18 protein-coding genes and 1 pseudogene are annotated in these 16,031 nt (G+C 72.7%); 10 read left to right on the top strand and 9 right to left on the bottom strand.

What is annotated here, in order from left to right; genetic code table 11:
• Positions 1–4 precede the first annotated feature (4 nt).
• The 4 genes and pseudogenes from BLQ67_RS06205 to BLQ67_RS06190 all read right to left on the bottom strand — a co-directional run bounded on the left by BLQ67_RS06205 (position 5) and on the right by BLQ67_RS06190 (position 1,652).
• Entirely contained in the window at positions 5–349 is a 345-nt protein-coding gene (locus BLQ67_RS06205; protein WP_092506805.1) for a type II toxin-antitoxin system PemK/MazF family toxin, read from the bottom strand.
• Positions 346–600: pseudogene (locus BLQ67_RS06200) on the bottom strand (hypothetical protein); the annotation flags it as partial. The pseudogene BLQ67_RS06200 and the gene BLQ67_RS06205, both read right to left, overlap by 4 nt.
• Positions 601–613: 13 nt before the next feature.
• Positions 614–1,033: a hypothetical protein gene (locus BLQ67_RS06195; protein ID WP_092503419.1), complete on the bottom strand. Its 420-nt coding sequence runs from the start codon at positions 1,031–1,033 to the stop codon at positions 614–616.
• Positions 1,034–1,151: 118 nt separating this feature from the next.
• Entirely contained in the window at positions 1,152–1,652 is a 501-nt protein-coding gene (locus BLQ67_RS06190) for a MarR family winged helix-turn-helix transcriptional regulator (RefSeq protein ID WP_157674689.1), read from the bottom strand.
• Positions 1,653–1,774: 122 nt separating this feature from the next.
• Here BLQ67_RS06190 and BLQ67_RS06185 point away from each other — a divergent pair, with 122 nt between their 5' ends.
• Both BLQ67_RS06185 and BLQ67_RS06180 read left to right on the top strand, forming a co-directional pair.
• Positions 1,775–2,008, top strand: coding sequence for a hypothetical protein (locus BLQ67_RS06185; RefSeq protein WP_092503415.1), 234 nt, complete (start codon positions 1,775–1,777; stop codon positions 2,006–2,008).
• Positions 2,009–2,030: 22 nt separating this feature from the next.
• Complete coding sequence (locus BLQ67_RS06180; protein WP_092503413.1) at positions 2,031–2,348, top strand: DUF7882 family protein; 318 nt, start codon at positions 2,031–2,033, stop codon at positions 2,346–2,348.
• 25 nt (positions 2,349–2,373) lie between these two features.
• Here BLQ67_RS06180 and BLQ67_RS06175 read toward each other — a convergent pair whose 3' ends face one another.
• Genes BLQ67_RS06175 through BLQ67_RS06155 form a run of 5 tightly spaced genes read right to left on the bottom strand, consistent with a single transcriptional unit; the run spans position 2,374 to position 6,866 of the window.
• A complete protein-coding gene (locus tag BLQ67_RS06175) occupies positions 2,374–3,153 on the bottom strand; it encodes an IclR family transcriptional regulator (RefSeq protein ID WP_197674637.1) in 780 nt (259 codons plus the stop codon).
• Positions 3,154–3,167: 14 nt separating this feature from the next.
• Positions 3,168–4,001, bottom strand: a complete 834-nt coding sequence (gene kduI / locus BLQ67_RS06170; protein ID WP_092503411.1) for a 5-dehydro-4-deoxy-D-glucuronate isomerase — start codon at positions 3,999–4,001, stop codon at positions 3,168–3,170.
• Positions 4,002–4,018: 17 nt separating this feature from the next.
• Positions 4,019–5,326, bottom strand: coding sequence for a TRAP transporter large permease (locus tag BLQ67_RS06165; protein ID WP_092503409.1), 1,308 nt, complete (start codon positions 5,324–5,326; stop codon positions 4,019–4,021).
• Positions 5,323–5,850, bottom strand: a complete 528-nt coding sequence (locus tag BLQ67_RS06160) for a TRAP transporter small permease (RefSeq protein WP_092503407.1) — start codon at positions 5,848–5,850, stop codon at positions 5,323–5,325. Before BLQ67_RS06160 ends, BLQ67_RS06165 begins: the two co-directional genes overlap by 4 nt.
• 2 nt (positions 5,851–5,852) lie before the next feature.
• On the bottom strand, positions 5,853–6,866 hold the full coding sequence (locus BLQ67_RS06155) for a TRAP transporter substrate-binding protein (RefSeq protein WP_092503406.1): 1,014 nt from the start codon (positions 6,864–6,866) through the stop codon (positions 5,853–5,855).
• A gap of 131 nt (positions 6,867–6,997) precedes the next feature.
• Here BLQ67_RS06155 and BLQ67_RS06150 point away from each other — a divergent pair, with 131 nt between their 5' ends.
• The 8 genes from BLQ67_RS06150 (at position 6,998) to BLQ67_RS06115 (ending at position 15,822) form a co-directional block, all read left to right on the top strand.
• The gene (locus BLQ67_RS06150) at positions 6,998–8,023 is read left to right on the top strand and encodes a zinc-dependent alcohol dehydrogenase (RefSeq protein ID WP_092503404.1); all 1,026 of its coding nucleotides are present in this window, start codon (positions 6,998–7,000) and stop codon (positions 8,021–8,023) included.
• The gene (locus BLQ67_RS06145; protein ID WP_092503402.1) at positions 8,020–8,772 is read left to right on the top strand and encodes an SDR family oxidoreductase; all 753 of its coding nucleotides are present in this window, start codon (positions 8,020–8,022) and stop codon (positions 8,770–8,772) included. The genes BLQ67_RS06150 and BLQ67_RS06145 overlap by 4 nt, the downstream gene beginning before the upstream one ends.
• Positions 8,769–9,389 (top strand): bifunctional 4-hydroxy-2-oxoglutarate aldolase/2-dehydro-3-deoxy-phosphogluconate aldolase, encoded by a 621-nt coding sequence (gene eda, locus BLQ67_RS06140; RefSeq protein WP_092503400.1) that lies wholly within the window; start codon positions 8,769–8,771, stop codon positions 9,387–9,389. The genes BLQ67_RS06145 and eda overlap by 4 nt, the downstream gene beginning before the upstream one ends.
• A complete protein-coding gene (locus BLQ67_RS06135) occupies positions 9,386–10,330 on the top strand; it encodes a sugar kinase (protein WP_092503398.1) in 945 nt (314 codons plus the stop codon). Before eda ends, BLQ67_RS06135 begins: the two co-directional genes overlap by 4 nt.
• A 255-nt stretch (positions 10,331–10,585) precedes the next feature.
• Positions 10,586–11,992, top strand: a complete 1,407-nt coding sequence (locus BLQ67_RS06130; RefSeq protein WP_092503396.1) for a sugar porter family MFS transporter — start codon at positions 10,586–10,588, stop codon at positions 11,990–11,992.
• Between the two features lie 326 nt (positions 11,993–12,318).
• Positions 12,319–13,137 (top strand): hypothetical protein, encoded by an 819-nt coding sequence (locus tag BLQ67_RS06125; RefSeq protein WP_092503394.1) that lies wholly within the window; start codon positions 12,319–12,321, stop codon positions 13,135–13,137.
• A 166-nt stretch (positions 13,138–13,303) separates the two neighbouring features.
• Complete coding sequence (locus BLQ67_RS06120) at positions 13,304–14,881, top strand: SPFH domain-containing protein (protein ID WP_092503392.1); 1,578 nt, start codon at positions 13,304–13,306, stop codon at positions 14,879–14,881.
• On the top strand, positions 14,878–15,822 hold the full coding sequence (locus tag BLQ67_RS06115; RefSeq protein ID WP_092503390.1) for a hypothetical protein: 945 nt from the start codon (positions 14,878–14,880) through the stop codon (positions 15,820–15,822). The genes BLQ67_RS06120 and BLQ67_RS06115 overlap by 4 nt, the downstream gene beginning before the upstream one ends.
• The last annotated feature ends 209 nt before the right edge of the window (positions 15,823–16,031 follow it).

Genomic DNA, 16,031 nt, shown 5'->3' with positions numbered 1-16,031 from the left:
CGGGTCAGAGGTCGAGGAAGTCCCCGAGCCAGAGCCGCACCGAGGCGAGGGTCTCCGGCGAGACGCGCCCGGCGACCGACGTGATCCGTTCGCGCGTCACCGTGCGCGGCTGCTCGGTCATGATCCACGACGGCTGGTCGAGGACGCCGAGCCCGTCGACCGGGATGTGGTTGGGCCAACCGCGATCGGTGGTCGTGATCGGCAGCACGATCGCGAGCGTGGTGACGGCGTCGAGGTAGCCCGACGACGCGGCGACGAGCGCGGGGCGATGGCCGCCTTGCTCGCGTCCGCGCACCGGGTCGAGCGAGAGCCAGACGACGTCGCCCGGCGCGAGGTCGGTGCCGGTCACGCCTGGGCGTCCGACCACTCCGTGCGCTCCCACGCGGCGGTCTCCGCGGCATGGGAGTCGAGGTCTGCGGATCTCGTGTCGGCGACGGCCACGCGCAGCGAGGCGAGGCGCAGACGTCGGTCCTCGGCATCGGCGAGCCGCGAGAGGTGCGCGCCCAGGGTGAGGCCGTCGCGCCCGGCTTGCGCCTTGAGGCGATCGCGCAGCTCGTCGCTCACCTTGATCGTCGTGGTCATACTCGAAGTATACCGTGGAGGATCGCGAACGTCAGCGGCGCACGAGGCGCTGCAGCGCCACCGCGGCGATCGGCGCGTACGCCATCGTCACGGGCAGCGGGCCGCGCAGCACGAGCCGCGCGAGCGTGCCCTCGCGCTGCGTGCCGATCTGCGTCGCCGGCAGCACCGCGTGCTCGAGCCGTAGCCGCAGCAGGCCGACGCGCACGGTCCACGTCCACGTGCGCGCGGCCTCGTCGACCGCATCCACGCGGAAGCGCGCGACGAGCGGGCCCGACGCGACACGACCCGTGAGGCCGGGGCGGATGCGCAGCTCGTCGCCGTCGACGTCGACGCGGTCGAGGTGGCGCGACCACCACGTCCACCGGTCGACGCGCGCGTAGCGCTCCCACGCGAGCGCCGGGTCGATCGGCCCGCCGACGGCGAGGTGCACCCGGCCCCGCACGATCCTCATGCCGTGCCCATCGATGCGACGGACGGGGTCGTGGGCATCCCGGCACGTGCGCGCGCGGCAGCGGTGCGGGCCTCGGCGCTCATGCACGCAGGCTATCGGCGCGCGAGGCGGCGCGTGCCTAGCGGTTCGAGGCGCGGGTCGCCGCGATGAGCTCGCGCAGCACGCGGATGGCCGTCGCCCGGTCGTCGTCGTCGAGGGACTCGGCGACCTCGAGCACGCTCGCCTGCATGCCGTCGAGCGCCTCGCGGACCATCGCGGTCGCGGCCTCGTCGAGCGCGAGCGTCGACGAGCGACGGTCGGTGGGATGCGGCACGCGGGTCGCGAGGCCGCGCGCCTCGAGGCGGTCGAGGAGCGTCGTGGTGGAGCCGGTCGTGATGAGGAGCAGGTCGCGGAGGTCCGAGGGGCGCAGCATCGCGCCTCGCTCGCTCGCTCGCGCGATGTAGCGCAGGCCGAGCAGGTCGAGGTCGCCGATCTCGAGCCGATCGGCGACGCGTCGCCGCAACGCGGCCTCCTCCTCGCGGTAGTCGAGCAGCAGGTTGAGCATGGCCTCGGGGCCGTCGTCCGATGCGGAGGCGTCGTAGGTGAACCCGGTCGACTCCTGTGGTCCGCCGTCGGTCATGGCCCCTCCTTCGCATCGTGGCCGGTACGTCTCGACCCTAGTGCAGCGAGGATCGCTCAGAAAGCCAATCATTCATCTTGACAAACTTGCTAAATGTTGGGCGTTCTGGTTGAGTCGACCTCATGCAGACGCCGACCGCCGCGCATCTGGCCACCGCCAGGACGCTCGGCGTGCGGGCGGGGCTGCGCGGCGACCCCTCGCTCGCGCTGTCCGTCGCAGCGCTCTGGGCGCTCGTCGTCACGTCCGACGTCGGCGACGTCGAGCGCAGCGCGCCACGCCGGCTCCACGCCGCGTACCGCCAGGGCTCGCAGGCGTGCCGCCTCGAGCTCGCCACCGCGTCATCCGTCGCGGCCTGACCACCGACACCGAGGAGCACCCATGGGCACCCTGCACTACGGCACGGGCGGCGAGGCCTCCTTCGCCATCGACGACGAGACGCTGCTGCACGTGTCGGCGATCGTCGTCGCGAAGCTGCGGCGGCAGGAGGCGTTCATGCTCTCGGTCGACGCCGGCGAGGGTCGCGAGTCGCTCTGGATCCACCCGTCGGCGATGCTGCGCTACTCGTTCGCGGCCGGCGCGCAGACCGGGCTCGACCGCGATCGGCTCGAGGACATGATGCGTCACGCGAACCGCCCGGCGGGGCTCGTCGTCGAGGCCACCGCCGCGGTCGCCGCGGTGGCACGCGCGGCCGCATAGCCCGCGGCGGACCCGGGGCGCGACGTCAGGCGCCCGGCGCGCCCAGCATCCGCGAGATCGCCTCCGCCGCCTCGACGGCTGCGGGGGCGAGCGACTCGATCGTCGTGCCGGGGTGCTCGAGCGCGATCGACGAGATCGACAGGCCGTAGCGGGCCTCGCCCGTGTGGTCGCGGATCGCTGCCGAGACGCACACGGTGCCGACCTCGTTCTCACCGAGGTCCATGGCGTAGCCGCGGGCCGCGACGCGGGCGAGCTCCTCGTGGAGGCCCTCGGCCGTCGTGATCGTGTCCGCCGTGCGGGCGGGCAGCCCCTCGCGGGCGACGAGCGCATCCACCCGCTCCGGCGCCCATGTGGCGAGCACGGCCTTGCCCATGCCCGACGAGTGCAGCGGGATGCCGAGGCCGACGCGCGAGCGCATGCGGTACGGCTTCGACGCGTCCTTGCGGATGACGTAGACCATCTCGGACTCCGTCAGCACGCCCACGTGCACGGTGCAGTCGACGCGCTCGACGAGCTCGGTGACGATCGGGTCGGCGATCGACGAGATGTCGACGGATGCGAGCGCGCGGCCGGCGAGCGCGAGCAGGCTCGGGCCGGCGCGGTAGCCGTGGTCGGCGTCGCCGGCGATGAACTCCTGCTCGACGAGCGTCGCGAGGATGCGGTGCACGGTCGCCTTGGCCAGCCCAGCCTCCGCGACGATGTCGGTGAAGCGCGGGTGCTCGAGCGCGGCCTGCAGCACGCGCAGGGTCTTCTCGCTCGCGCCCGCCGCAGGGGCGGCCGAGCGGTCGATCTGCTCCAGCACCACGTGACTCCCTCCCGTCACCGCATCGCGGCGATCGGCACCGAGTCCATGTCGTCGAAGGACTGGTTCTCGCCCGCCATGGCCCACACGAACGCGTAGTTCGACGAGCCTACGCCCGAGTGCAGCGACCACGACGGCGACAGGATGAGGTCGCCCGACGCCGCCATGAGGTGGCGCGTCTCGTCGGGCTCGCCCATGAGGTGCACCACGCGGGCGTCGGCGGCGAGGTCGAAGTAGAGGTACAGCTCGGTGCGGCGGTCGTGCGTGTGGGCCGGCATCGTGTTCCACATGCTGCCCTCGTGCAGACGCGTGATGCCCATGACGACCTGGCACGAGCGGATGCCGTCCTCGTGGATCACCTGGCGCAGCGTGCGCCGGTTCGACGTCGCCTGGTCGCCCAGCTCGCGGATCGTGCCGTCGGCGGGCGTCGCGAGCGCGTTCGGGAACGCGGCGTGCGCCGGTGCCGAGAAGCCGTAGAACGCGGCGGGCGAGGCCGCGTCGTCGGACTCGAACACGACCTCCTTCGTGCCGCGCCCCAGGTACAGCAGCGCCTCCGGCGCCATCGCGAACCGCTCGCCGTCGGCGACGATCGCGCCGGCGCCGCCCACGTTCGCGATGCCGATCTCGCGGTGGTCGAGGAACCGCTCCGAGCGGATCTCGGGCACCGCCTCGAGGGCGAGCGGCGCATCCGTCGGCACCGCGCCGACCGCGACGACGCGGTCGAAGTGCGTCACGACCGTGCGCACCTCGCCGGGCGTCAGCAGCCCCTGCACGAGGTAGCGGTCGCGCAGCGCAGCCTGGTCGAGGCCGGGGATGTCCTCGGGGCGGCCGGGACGGTAGGCGGAGGGCATGGGAGTCCTTTCTTCGGTCACAGGAGGCCGGCGAGCTGCGGCAGCCACAGCGAGATCTCGGGCACGAACACGATGACGAACAGCAGCACGATGAGCACGGCCATGAACGGCAGCAGGTGCTTGATGACGGGCTCGAGCCGCACCTTCGCCACCTGCGCGCCCACGAAGAGCACGGGCGCCGATGGTGGCGAGATCACCGCGATCGACAGGTTGAAGACCATCATGATGCCGAAGTGCACGGGGTCGATCCCGTACGAGACCGCGATGGGCAGGAAGATCGGCGTGAAGATGAGGATCGCCGGCGTCGGGTCGAGCGGGATGCCGATGATGAGCAGCAGCAGCATCATGATGAGCAGCACGACGACCTTCGAGTCCGTCCAGCCGAACAGCGCATCCGCCATGAGCTGCGGCAGCCGCGCGTACGTCATGACGAAGCCCATGATGGTCGACACCGCGATGAGGAAGATCACGATCGACGACGTGCGGCACGCCTCGAGCAGGATGCGCGGCAGGTCGCGGACCGAGATGGTGCGGTACGCGAACGACAGCGCGAGCGCGTAGAGCACCGCGATGGCCGAGCCCTCGGTGGGCGTGAAGAAGCCGGCGACGATGCCGCCGATGGCGACGACGATGAGGCCGAGCGACGGCAGCGCCTTGAGGAACGTCGTGAGGAAGACCGACGGCGCGGGCCACGGCTTGCCCTTGAGCTCCGGGTGCTTGCGGGCGTAGAGGAACACGACGACCGCGCACGCGAGCGCCCACAGGAATCCGGGCACGTAGCCGGCGAGGAAGAGCGCGCCGACCGACGTGCCGCCCGCGGCGAGCGAGTAGACGATGAGCGTGTTGCTCGGCGGGATGAGCATGCCCGACGGCGCCGAGGCGACGTTCGCGGCGGCGGCGAACGCGGGGTCGTAGCCCTCGCGCCGCTGCACCGGCGCCATGGTCGAGCCCACGGCGGCCGCCGAGGCCACGGCCGAGCCCGAGACGGTGCCGAAGATCGCGTTCGCGATCACGTTCGTCTGCACGAGCGGCGCCGGCATCCTGCCCACGAGCACCCGGGCGAGGTTGATGAGCCGTTCGGCGATGCCGCCGTTGTTCATGATGACGCCGGCGAGCACGAAGAACGGGATGGCGAGCAGCGCGAACGAGTTGGCGCCGCGCACCATCTGCTGCGCGCTCGTGATGGCGCCGCGGTCGAAGTCCGAGATGAGCAGCATGCACACCGCCGACGGCAGCGCGATGGAGATCGACACGGGAGCGCCGACCGCGAGCAGGATGACGAGGCCACCGATGAGGATGGCGCCGATGAGGCCGGGATCGATCATGCGCCGGCCGCCGCGGGGTCCTCGTGGAAGCCCTCGCGCCCCGCGTATCCGGGCGCGAGCGTGCGGCCCAGGTGCAGGACGAGGAAGAGCGCGAGCAGGATGCCCGAGATCGGGATGACGAGATAGAGCTGGCCCTGCGTGAGGGGCAGCAGCGGGTTGCGCTGCCCCCACGCGAGGTCGACGAGCTCGAAGCCGCCGATGATCATGGCGTACACGACGAACGACAGGGTCGAGAGGTAGGCGAGCACGTCGGCGACGCGCTGCAGCGCCTTCGGCAGGCGCTCGACGACGAACTCCATGACCACGTCGGCCTTCTCGGCGACCGCGATCGCGATGCCGATGAGGCTCACCCAGACGAAGGCGTAGCGAGCAGCCTCCTCGGTCCACGGGCTCGGAGCCCCGAGCACGAGCCGGGTGAAGACCTGCCAGGTCACGAGCGCCACGAGCACCGCGAACAACGTGGCGCAGATGACGCGGAGCACCCTGGTGAGCCAGGTCTCGAACGTGGTCACGGCGTTCGCCATCGTCAGCCTCGCGCCGCGTCGATCGCGTCGTAGATCGACTGCGTGAGGTCGCTCGTGACGCGCTCCTCGTGGATGGGCAGCACGGCCTCGCGGAAGGCGTCGACGTCGGCCTCCGAGAAGGTCGCACCGGCCTCCTCGGCGGCGGCGACGGCCTCGTCGACGGCGGTCGCGAAGAGCTCGAGCTCGGTGTCGACGCTGTCGGCGAGCAGGCCCTCGAGGATGCCGCGCGTCTCGTCGTCGAGGCCGTCCCAGATGGCGGGGCTCGCGATGAGGTAGTCGGGCATCATGAGGTGCTGCGTGTACGAGTAGTACCCGGCGATCTCGTCGTGGCTCAGCGTGGAGTAGATGAGCTCGTTGTTCTCGGCGCCGTCGAGCACGCCCGACTGGATGGCCGTGTAGACCTCGCCCTGCGCCATCGGGGTGCCGACGCCGCCCATGAGCTCCATCATGAGCACGTTGGTGTCGGAGCCGATGACGCGGATCTTGAGGCCCGCGAGGTCCTCGGGCGTCTCGATGGGGCCCTCGGTCGTGTACACGTTGCGCACGCCACCGTGGTACGCCGTGAGCACCTGGATGTTGTCGTCGACGACGGTCTCGTAGAGGTCGCCCATGATCTCGGGGTCGTTGAGCACCGACATCTGGTGCTCGGGCGACTCGTAGAGGTACGGCAGGTTCACGACCGAGAAGTCGGGCTCGAAGTTCTCGAGCAGCGAGCCTGCGACGATCGCGAAGTCGAGGGTGCCCGACTGCACCTGCTCGATCGTGGCGGCCTGGTCGCCCAGCGTCTCGTCGGTGAACAGCTCGAAGCGGTAGGCACCGTCGGTGGCCTCCTCGAGCGCATCCGACACCTCGAGCAGCGCCTGCGCCTGCGGGTGGTCGATGTCCTGGTTGAACGCGACGCGGAAGACGGTCTGGTCGGCGGAGCCGCCCTCGCCGCCCGTGCCGCCCGAGCACGCCGCCAGGGCGAGTCCGACGGTCGCGATGCCGGCGATGGCGCCGACCCTCATGCTGCGCATGGATCCTCCTCGTTGAAGTTCCGCGGTGCGTGGGACGACCGCTTCGGGTACGGTAGCGTCACGAAACGAAGTTCCGCAACGTGGACCTTCGAATGGAAGCAAGTTTCACGGATCCGAGGGAGCATCCGCGCATGAGGGCAGCGCAGTACCGCGGCGAGCACCGCATCACCGTCGACGAGGTCGCCGCGACCGAGCCCGCAGCGGGCCAGGTGCAGATCGCCGTCGCCTACACCGGCATCTGCGGCACCGACCTCCACGTGCTGCACGGCTCGATGGACTCGCGCGTCACGACGCCGCAGTCGATCGGCCACGAGATGAGCGGCACGATCGCCGCGGTCGGCGAGGGCGTGACCGGCATCGCCGTCGGCGACCAGGTCACCGTCATGCCGCTCGACGCGTGCGGCTCGTGCCCCGCGTGCGAGGCCGGCAACGGCCACGTCTGCCAGCGCCTCAACTTCGTCGGCATCGACAGCCCCGGCTCGCTGCAGGAGCGGTGGAACGTGGATGCGTCGCTCATCGTGCCGCTGCCCGCATCCCTCTCGCTGCGCCACGCGGCGCTCGTCGAGCCGCTCGCCGTCGCCTGCCACGACGTCGCCCGCGGGCGCGTCGCCGCCGGCGAGCACGTCGTCGTCGTGGGCGGCGGCCCCATCGGCCAGCTCATCGCCCTCGTCGCCCGCGCGACCGGCGCGCACGTGCTCGTCGTCGAGCCCAACGCCGAGCGCCGCGCGCTCGCGGAGCGTCTCGGCGCCGACACCCTCGACCCCATCGGCGCCGACGTGCCCGCCATCGTCGACGAGCGCACCGGCGGCGCCGGTGCCGACGTCGTCTTCGAGGTCGCCGGCGTCGCCGCCACCGCCCTGTCGAGCCCGCACCTCGCCCGCGTGCGCGGCCGCGTCGTCATGGTCGCCATCCACGCGCAGCCCGTGCCGATCGACCTGCACCGCGTCTTCTGGCGCGAGCTCGAGCTCATCGGCGCCCGCGTCTACGAGCGCGCCGACTTCGAGCGCGCCGTCGACCTGCTCGCCTCGGGCCAGGTGCCCGCCGACGAGCTCATCACGCGCGTCGTGCCGCTCGACGACACGCAGGCCGCGTTCGAGGCGCTCGCCGTCGGCGACGCCATGAAGATCCTCGTCGACGTGCAGGGAGCCCGCGCATGACCGTCTCGTTCGACCTGACCGGCCAGACGGCCGTCGTCACCGGCGCCCGCCGCGGCATCGGCTTCGCCATGGCGCTCGCGCTCGCCGAGGCGGGCGCCGACATCGTCGCCGCCTCGTCGAGCCAGGAGGCCGACGGCGGCGAGATCGGACGCCGCGTGCGCGACCTCGGCCGCTCGTTCGAGGGCCACGCCGTCGACTTCTCCGACCGCGCCGCCGTCGAGGCGTTCGGCGCCGCGGTCAGCGGCGCCGACATCCTCGTGAACAACGCCGGCACCATCCGCCGCGCGCCCGCCGCCGAGCACCCGCTCGAATGGTGGGACGAGGTGCTGCAGGTGAACCTGTCGAGCCAGTTCGTGCTCTCGCAGGCTGTCGCGAACGGGATGCTCGAGCGCGGCCACGGCCGCATCGTCTTCACCGCGAGCCTGCTGACGTTCCAGGGCGGCATCAACGTGCCCGGCTACGCCGCCGCGAAGTCGGGCGTCGCGGGCCTCGTGCACGCGCTGTCGAACGAGTGGGCCGGCCGCGGCGTGACCGTGAACGGCATCGCCCCCGGCTACATCGCGACCGACAACACCGAGGCGCTGCGCGACGACCCCGACCGCTCGCAGGCGATCCTCGAGCGCATCCCCGCCGGCCGCTGGGGCCGAGCGGAGGACCTCGCGGGCGCGACCGTCTTCCTCGCGAGCCCCGCTGCCGCGTACGTGACGGGCGCGATCCTGCCCGTCGACGGCGGGTGGCTGGCACGATGAGCGCCGTCGCCGGGCATCGCCTCGTGCCGCTCGCCGCCCCCGCGACCGCGGGGGAGTCGGCGGCGCTCGCCAACGGCCTCGTCGCGGGCGGCATCGGCATCGTCGAGGTCGCGCTGCGCACGCCGCACGCCATGGAGGCGCTGCGCACGATCGCGGCGCGCGGCGACCTCGTGGTCGGCGCCGGCACCGTGCTCGACGCCGAGCAGGCGCGCGCGGCGCTCGACGCCGGCGCGCGGTTCCTCGTGTCGCCCGGCCTCTCGGCCGACGTCGTCGCCGTCGCGCAGGCGGCAGGCGTCGACGTGCTGCCCGGCGTCATGACGCCCACCGAGGTGATGGTCGCCCGCGACCTCGGCCTGCGGCAGCTGAAGCTCTTCCCCGCCGGCGTCGCCGGCGGCCTCGCGCTGCTCGACGCCTACGCGTCGGTGTTCGCCGACGTCACGTTCATGCCCTCCGGCGGCGTCAGCGAGTCGACGCTCGCGACGCACCTCGCGCATCCCGCCGTCTTCGCCGTGTCGGGCTCGTGGCTCGCCGCCGGCCCCGCGATGCGCGAGGGCGCGGATGCCGTCGCGGCCATCGCCGCACGCGCCGTCGCGATCGCCGAGGGGGTGCCGGCATGAGCGTCGTGACCCTCGGCGAGGCGCTCGGCCTCGTGCTCGCGCGCCGCACGGGCGGCTTCGACGTCGTGGGCGACGCCGAGCTGTCGTTCGGCGGCGCCGAGACGAACGTCGCCATCGCGACCGCACGCCTCGGCATCCCCACCGCGTGGATCGGCCGCGTCGGCGACGACGCCGTGGGCCGCCGCATCCTGCGCACGCTGCGCGCCGAGCACGTGGCGGCGCACGTCGCCGTCGACGCCGAGGTGCCGACCGCGATCATGCTCAAGGACCGGCCGCACCTCGGCCGCAGCCGCGTCACCTACTACCGCGACGGCAACGCCGGCTCGCGCCTGTCGCCCGCCGACGTCGACCTCGACGCCATCGCGGCGGCCGACGTGCTGCACGTCACGGGCATCGGCCTCGCGCTGTCGGCGACGTCGGCGGAGGCCGTGCTGCACGCCGTGCGCCACGCGCGGTCGGTCGGCACGCTCGTGTCGTTCGACGTGAACCACCGGTCGAAGCTGTGGTCGGCCGAGGATGCTGCGCCGCGGTACCGCGAGGTGGCGGCGCTCGCCGACGTCGTGTTCGCGGGCGACGACGAGGCGCGCATCCTCGTGTCGGGGGAGTCGGACGAGGCGCTCGCGCTCGCGCTGCAGGCGCTCGGACCCGCTCGCGCCGTCGTGAAGCTCGGCGACCGCGGCGCCCTGGGCGTCGACGGGGATGAGGTGCTGCGGGTGGATGCGTACCGGGTGCCCGTCGCGGACACCGTGGGCGCCGGCGACGCGTTCGTCGGCGGCTACCTCGCCGAGCTCGTGCGCGGCGCCGACCACGCGACCCGGCTGCGCACCGCATCCGCCGCCGGCGCGTGCGCGTGCCGCGCCGAGGGCGACTGGGAGGCCATGCCGACCCCCGCCGACGTCGCCGAGCTCGTGCACGGCGGCGGCGACCCGGTGGAGCGGTAGGGGCTCCTCTCCGGAGCGCACCACCCCACCAGCTGGTCGAGGAGCGCGCGAGCCCCTGGGCGAGCCCGCGTCACGAGACCACGCGACCGCCGCTCCTGCCCAACCACGCGCATGGTCGCGCCGAGCGGGCACGCCGCGAGGCCTCGTGACGGCTCCTCGCTGCGCTCGGGGCCTCCTCGACCAGCTGCTGGGTGAGCGGCTCGCATCCCGAACATCCTTCCGGTGCTTGGATGGAGGGTCGGACCGAGGAGGCCCATGACCGCGCCGATCGCCCCTGCCACGCTGCCCCCGCTCGGCGACGGACCGCATCGGCGCAGGCTCGGCCTCGTCGCGGTCGTCGCGTGCCTCGGCGGCCTGCTGTTCGGCTACGACACCGGTGTCATCAACGGCGCGCTGCTGCCGATGACGCAGGAGCTCGGCCTCACGCCGCTGACCCAGGGCATCGCGACGTCGTCGCTCGTCTTCGCCGCCGCGATCGGCGCCCTCGTCGGCGGTCGAGTCTCGGATGCGCGCGGCCGCCGCACGACGATCGTCGCGCTCGCGGTGCTGTTCTTCGTCGGCTCGCTCGTCGTCGTCGCGGCGCCGAGCCTCGAGGCGCTCGTCGTCGGCCGCGTGCTGCTGGGCCTCGCCGTCGGCGGCGCATCCACGGTCGTGCCCGTCTACCTCTCCGAGCTTGCACCGCACGAGATCCGCGGCTCGCTCTCGGGCCGCAACGAGCTCGCGATCGTCTCGGGCCAGCTCGCCGCGTTCGTCGTCAACGCCATCCTCGGCGCGCAGCTCGGCCACCTCGACGGCGTGTGGCGCATCATGTTCGCCGTCTGCGCCCTGCCCGCCGCCGCCCTCTTCCTCGGGATGCTGCGCATGCCCGAGTCGCCCCGCTGGCTCGTCGACCACGGCCGCCGCGACGAGGCGCTCGCGGTGCTGCAGCGCATCCGCACGCCCGAGCGCGCCGCCGCCGAGCTCGCCGACGTCGAGGCCATCGCAGCGATGCGGCAGCACGACCGTGTCAGGCTGGCCGACGTGCTGCGCGATCGCCGCCTGCTCGCGATCCTGCTCACGGGCATCGGACTGGGCATCGGCCAGCAGGTCACCGGCATCAACGCGATCATGTACTACGGCCAGACGGTGCTCGTGGAGTCGGGCTTCGAGCGGCAGGCGGCGCTCGTCGCCAACGTCGCCCCCGGCGTCATCGCCGTGCTCGGCGGCATCGTGGCGCTGTGGATGATGGACCGCGTCGACCGCCGCACGACGTTCGTGCTCGGATTCGGCCTCACCACGATCTGCCAGGTGCTCATCGGCATCGCATCGCTCGTGCTGCAGCCGGGCGACCCCGCGCGGCCGATCGTGATCCTCGTGCTCGTCGTCGCGTTCGTCGGCGCGATGCAGACGTTCCTCAACGTGGCGTTCTGGGTCACGCTGTCCGAGATCTTCCCCATGCGGATGCGCGGCCTCGGCGTCGGCGTCGGCGCGTTCGCGAACTGGATCACCAACGCCTCCCTCGCGCTCGCCTTCCCGACGCTCGTCGCCTCCGTCGGCATCTCGGGCACGTTCTTCGGCTTCGCCGTGCTCGGCGCGTGCGCGCTCGCGTTCGTGCTGTGGCGGCTGCCCGAGTCGCGCGGGCGCACGCTGGAGGCGTTGGAGCGGGATGTGACGCGGAGGTAGCTCCTCGGCGGGCGGGGATGTCGGCCTCGCGCGCGGAGCGCGCGGAAGGACGCAGGGGACGGTGGTCGGTCCCGGCGTCCTCGCGAAGGCCTCGCGGCGACGGATCTGCGCACGAGATGTCTCTGAGAGCGGGTGCATTCGCATATCGCAGATGCAGGCCCGCTCAGCAGCACTTCGCGCGGAGATCCCGGCACGAAGTGACGCTGAGAAGGCCTTCGAGGCCATGTCGCAGACGAAGGCCTTCTCAGCGTCACCTCGCGCGGCATCCGCAGCATCATCCGCTCGGACGACGCGCCCGCCAGGGGGACGCGGCTACCGTCGAGACGATGTCCCGCCCCACCCGAGTCGTCATCGCCGCAGGCGGCGTCGCAGCGATCGTCGTCGCAGGGCTCGCGACCGGCGGCGTGCTCATGGCCCGCATGGTCGATCCGCCGAGCCCGACGACGACCGTGACCGCCGACGACGGCACCGAGGTCGTGCTCGACTGGGCCGACTACCCCGGCAGCTCGTACGACGACCCCGCCGACGTGCTCGCCGCGCCGCGCGCGGAGGACGTCGAGGCGGTGAGCGAGGAGCAGCTGCTCGCGCTGCAGTCGGCCGTCGAACCCGTCGCGCCCGAGCTCGACTGGGGGCTCGTGCTGCCCGAGGACACGACCTTCGACACGTTCCCCGTCGGCGGCAACGACTACGGCGGGCCGTCGCTGCACCAGGTCTACAACTCGCCGACCAACCTCGGCGAGGGCCTGGCCGAGGATGCCGACTGGACGGCGATCGTCGACGCGCTCGACACGCGCTTCGCCGAGCTCGGCTACGGCGCGCTCGAGTGGGAGTACGACCGCGCACCCTTCGGCCACGAGTCGGTCGCCGAGCGCGACGAGCAGGTCGAGGAGCAGTTCGGCTCGCTCGACCCCGACGAGATGTGGATGTGGTCGGGCACGGCCACGAACGGGTCGATGTGGGTGTGGGTGTCGATCTGGGACGCGCGCCGCGACACCGCGCCCGCCGAGACCTGGCAGGACGAGGAGGACGGCGTGAGCCTCTTCATCGGCGGCACCGTCATCGCGGAGGCCGACGAGCAGGCGTATCGCGACGGCATCGCCCCGTTCGACGGCCTGTCGCGCCCGGCGGCGACGCACTCGAGCTGACGCCGATCGGGGCATCCCCCACCGGCTGGTGGGGGAGCGGTCCCGAGCGGGCGCTCCAACGGGTGAGGAGTGCCGACCGAGCCGCCGCGGAGGCGCCCACCAGGAGCCGTCCAGACGGCATCCATAGGTTGAGCGAGCATCCGCTTCCTCGAAACGAAGGACCCTCGTGTTCGGTCTCGACATCGGCCTCGTCGTGCTCATCGCACTCGCCGTCATCGTCCTCCTCCTGCTCGTCTTCGGTGCCGTGCGCCGCTACCGCATCGCCGAGCCCGACGAGGCGATCATCGTCACGGGTCGCAAGGGCCGCACGTACATCGACGCGAAGGGCGAGGAGGTCACCGACCTCTCGGGCCAGAAGGTCGTCACGGGTGGCGGCATCTTCGTCATGCCGTTCGTGCAGAAGCACTTCCGCATGTCGCTGCGCTCGCGCCGACTGCTGTTCAACACGACGGCGCAGACGCGCAACGGCATCACGATCCACGCGCAGGCCGTGGCCGTCATCAAGGTCGGCGGCTCCGAGGAGATGATCCGCCACGCAGCCCAGCGATTCCTCTCGCAGCAGGAGGAGATCGAGTCGTCGACGCAGGAGGTGCTGTCGGGCTCGCTCCGCGGCATCATCGGCTCGCTCACGGTGCTCGAGATCATCCACGACCGCAAGGCGCTCGCGGATGCGGTGCTGCAGGCGGCCGAGGATGCGCTGACGAAGCAGGGCCTCAACGTCGACACCCTGCAGATCCAGGAGATCAACGACACCCAGAACTACATCGCGAACCTCGGCGTGCCCGAGTCGGCGGCCGTGCAGCGTGCGGCGGCGATCGCGAACACCGAGGCGCAGAAGGCCGCCGAGCAGGCGTCGATCGAGGCGAAGAAGCAGATCCTCGAGGCGAACCGCGTGCTGCAGCTGCAGGAGGCCGCGGTGCAGGCCGAGACCGACAAGGCCCTCGCGCAGGCGAACGCCGCCAAGCCGCTCGAGGATGCGGTGCAGCGTCAGGCGATCGTCGCGCAGGAGGAGATCACGGCGCAGCGCGAGGCCGAGCTCAAGGAGCAGACGCTGAACGCCGAGGTGCGCAAGGTCGCCGACGCCGAGGCGTACCGCATCCGCATCACGGCCGAGGCGAACGCCGTCGCGAAGTCGACGGAGGCCAACGCCGAGCGTGCGGCGCGCGAGGCGCGCGCAGAGGCGCAGAAGGCGGAGGGTGTCGCCGAGGCGAGCGTCACCGAGGCGCGAGGCAACGCGCAGCGCACGTCGCGCATCGCGGCCGCCGAGGCGCAGAAGGCGGAGGGCGAGGCGGAGGCCGTCGCCGTCGCCGCGAAGGGTCGCGCCGAGGCCGAGGCGATCTCGGCCCGCGGTCGAGCAGAGGGTGACGCCATCGCCGCCCGCGCCGCGGCGCTCGCCGAGAACAGCCAGTTCGTGCTCGCGCAGGAGCTGCTCGAGCGCCTGCCCGAGGTCGCGGAGGCGTTCGCGAAGGCCTACGCGTCGTCGAACATCACGGTCGTCTCGGCCGACGGCACGAACAAGCTCACGGCCGACATGGTGGGCAACATCGCCTCGATGACGACGATGATGAAGGACGCGACGGGCATCGACCTGCAGCAGGTCATCAACGCCACGGCGCAGGGCAACGCGGCAGGCTCGGCCGTCGCGGGCGCGCAGCGCCGCTCGACGGGCGACGCGGCCGCTGCCGCGTCGTCGATCCTCGGCGGCGAGGCCTCCGGCTCGACCGACGCATCCGACACGCGATGACCGTCGAGGCGACCGCGCCGACCCCGATGCCGTCGGGGCTGCCCGCGACGCTCGAGGCTGCGCGGCCGCTGCTCGTCGGTCGGGCGTTCACGGGCGTCGGGCACGCGCTGCGCGTGCGCGAGCTGCGTCTGCAGGGCGTCGAGGGCTACCTCGAGGCCGCCGCGGTCGTCGTCGACGACCTGTACGTGGGTGCGGTGCTCGACCTGCCGACGAGCGACGTGCCCGTGTCCTCCGAGCTGCGCACGCGGTGGGGCGTCGTGGCGAGCGAGGTCGTCGCCGCCGCGACGTCGGCGGAGCACCCGCCGGCGCTGTCGCAGGTCGGCGCCGTCGTCGTCGTGCAGGGCGCCGCGCCCGTCGCGGCCGTGCTGCACCGCGCGGCGCTCGTCGAGCGCGTGCTCGGCTCGCGCGCGCCGCTCGTCGTCGCGCCGGCGGTCGACACGATGGTCGTCGCCCCCGCCGACGACCCGCAGGCGGTGCTCGCCGCCGCGCAGATCGCCGACCGCGTGCTCGCCGGCACGCAGCATCCGCTCTCGGCCGCTCCGCTCGTGCGCTCGGGCGAGGGATGGGCCATCGGGGCGTGGCCGCAGGCCGCGCAGGCGGCCGGTCGTGCGCTGCGCGCGCGGCTGACGGTGCTCGAGCACGCGCGACTGCGGCAGCTGCTGCAGGCCCACTACGACCGCACCGACGAGTCCGCGGTGATCGCCGAGGCCGTGCTCGTGCCGGCGGCGGATGGCGGCGCGGCGACCCGGGCGCGGTTCGTCGAAGGGCAGCGCACGGTGCTGCCGCGCGTCGACGAGGTCGAGCTCGTGCGCGCCGACGGCGGCACGCGGCTCGTCTCGTTCGCGGCACTCGCGGCGGTGCAGGGCCTGCTGACGCCCCTCGAGGGCACGGCGCCGCCGCTCGTCTACCCGACGGCGTTCCCCGACCCCTCCGCCTCGTAGTCCCGCCCTCGATGCCCTCCCCGCGGGGAGGGCATCGACGTGTCCGGACGCGTCAGGCGTCTCGTACGTCGATCGAGGGATCTCGCCCAGTCGCCGTGCGGCGACACGCCGGGTCTGTACCCCGGTCGCGGCCAACCGTGTCGACATGAAGTGTCCTCAGTTCCTTGGGGGACAAGGGGCAACCCGCGTTGCGACAGGTTGGAAGCATC

Source organism: Agrococcus jejuensis (assembly GCF_900099705.1).
GTDB lineage: Bacteria > Actinomycetota > Actinomycetes > Actinomycetales > Microbacteriaceae > Agrococcus > Agrococcus jejuensis.
Note: the sequence above shows the minus strand (reverse complement) of the source record. Positions and strands in the feature narration are given on the sequence as shown.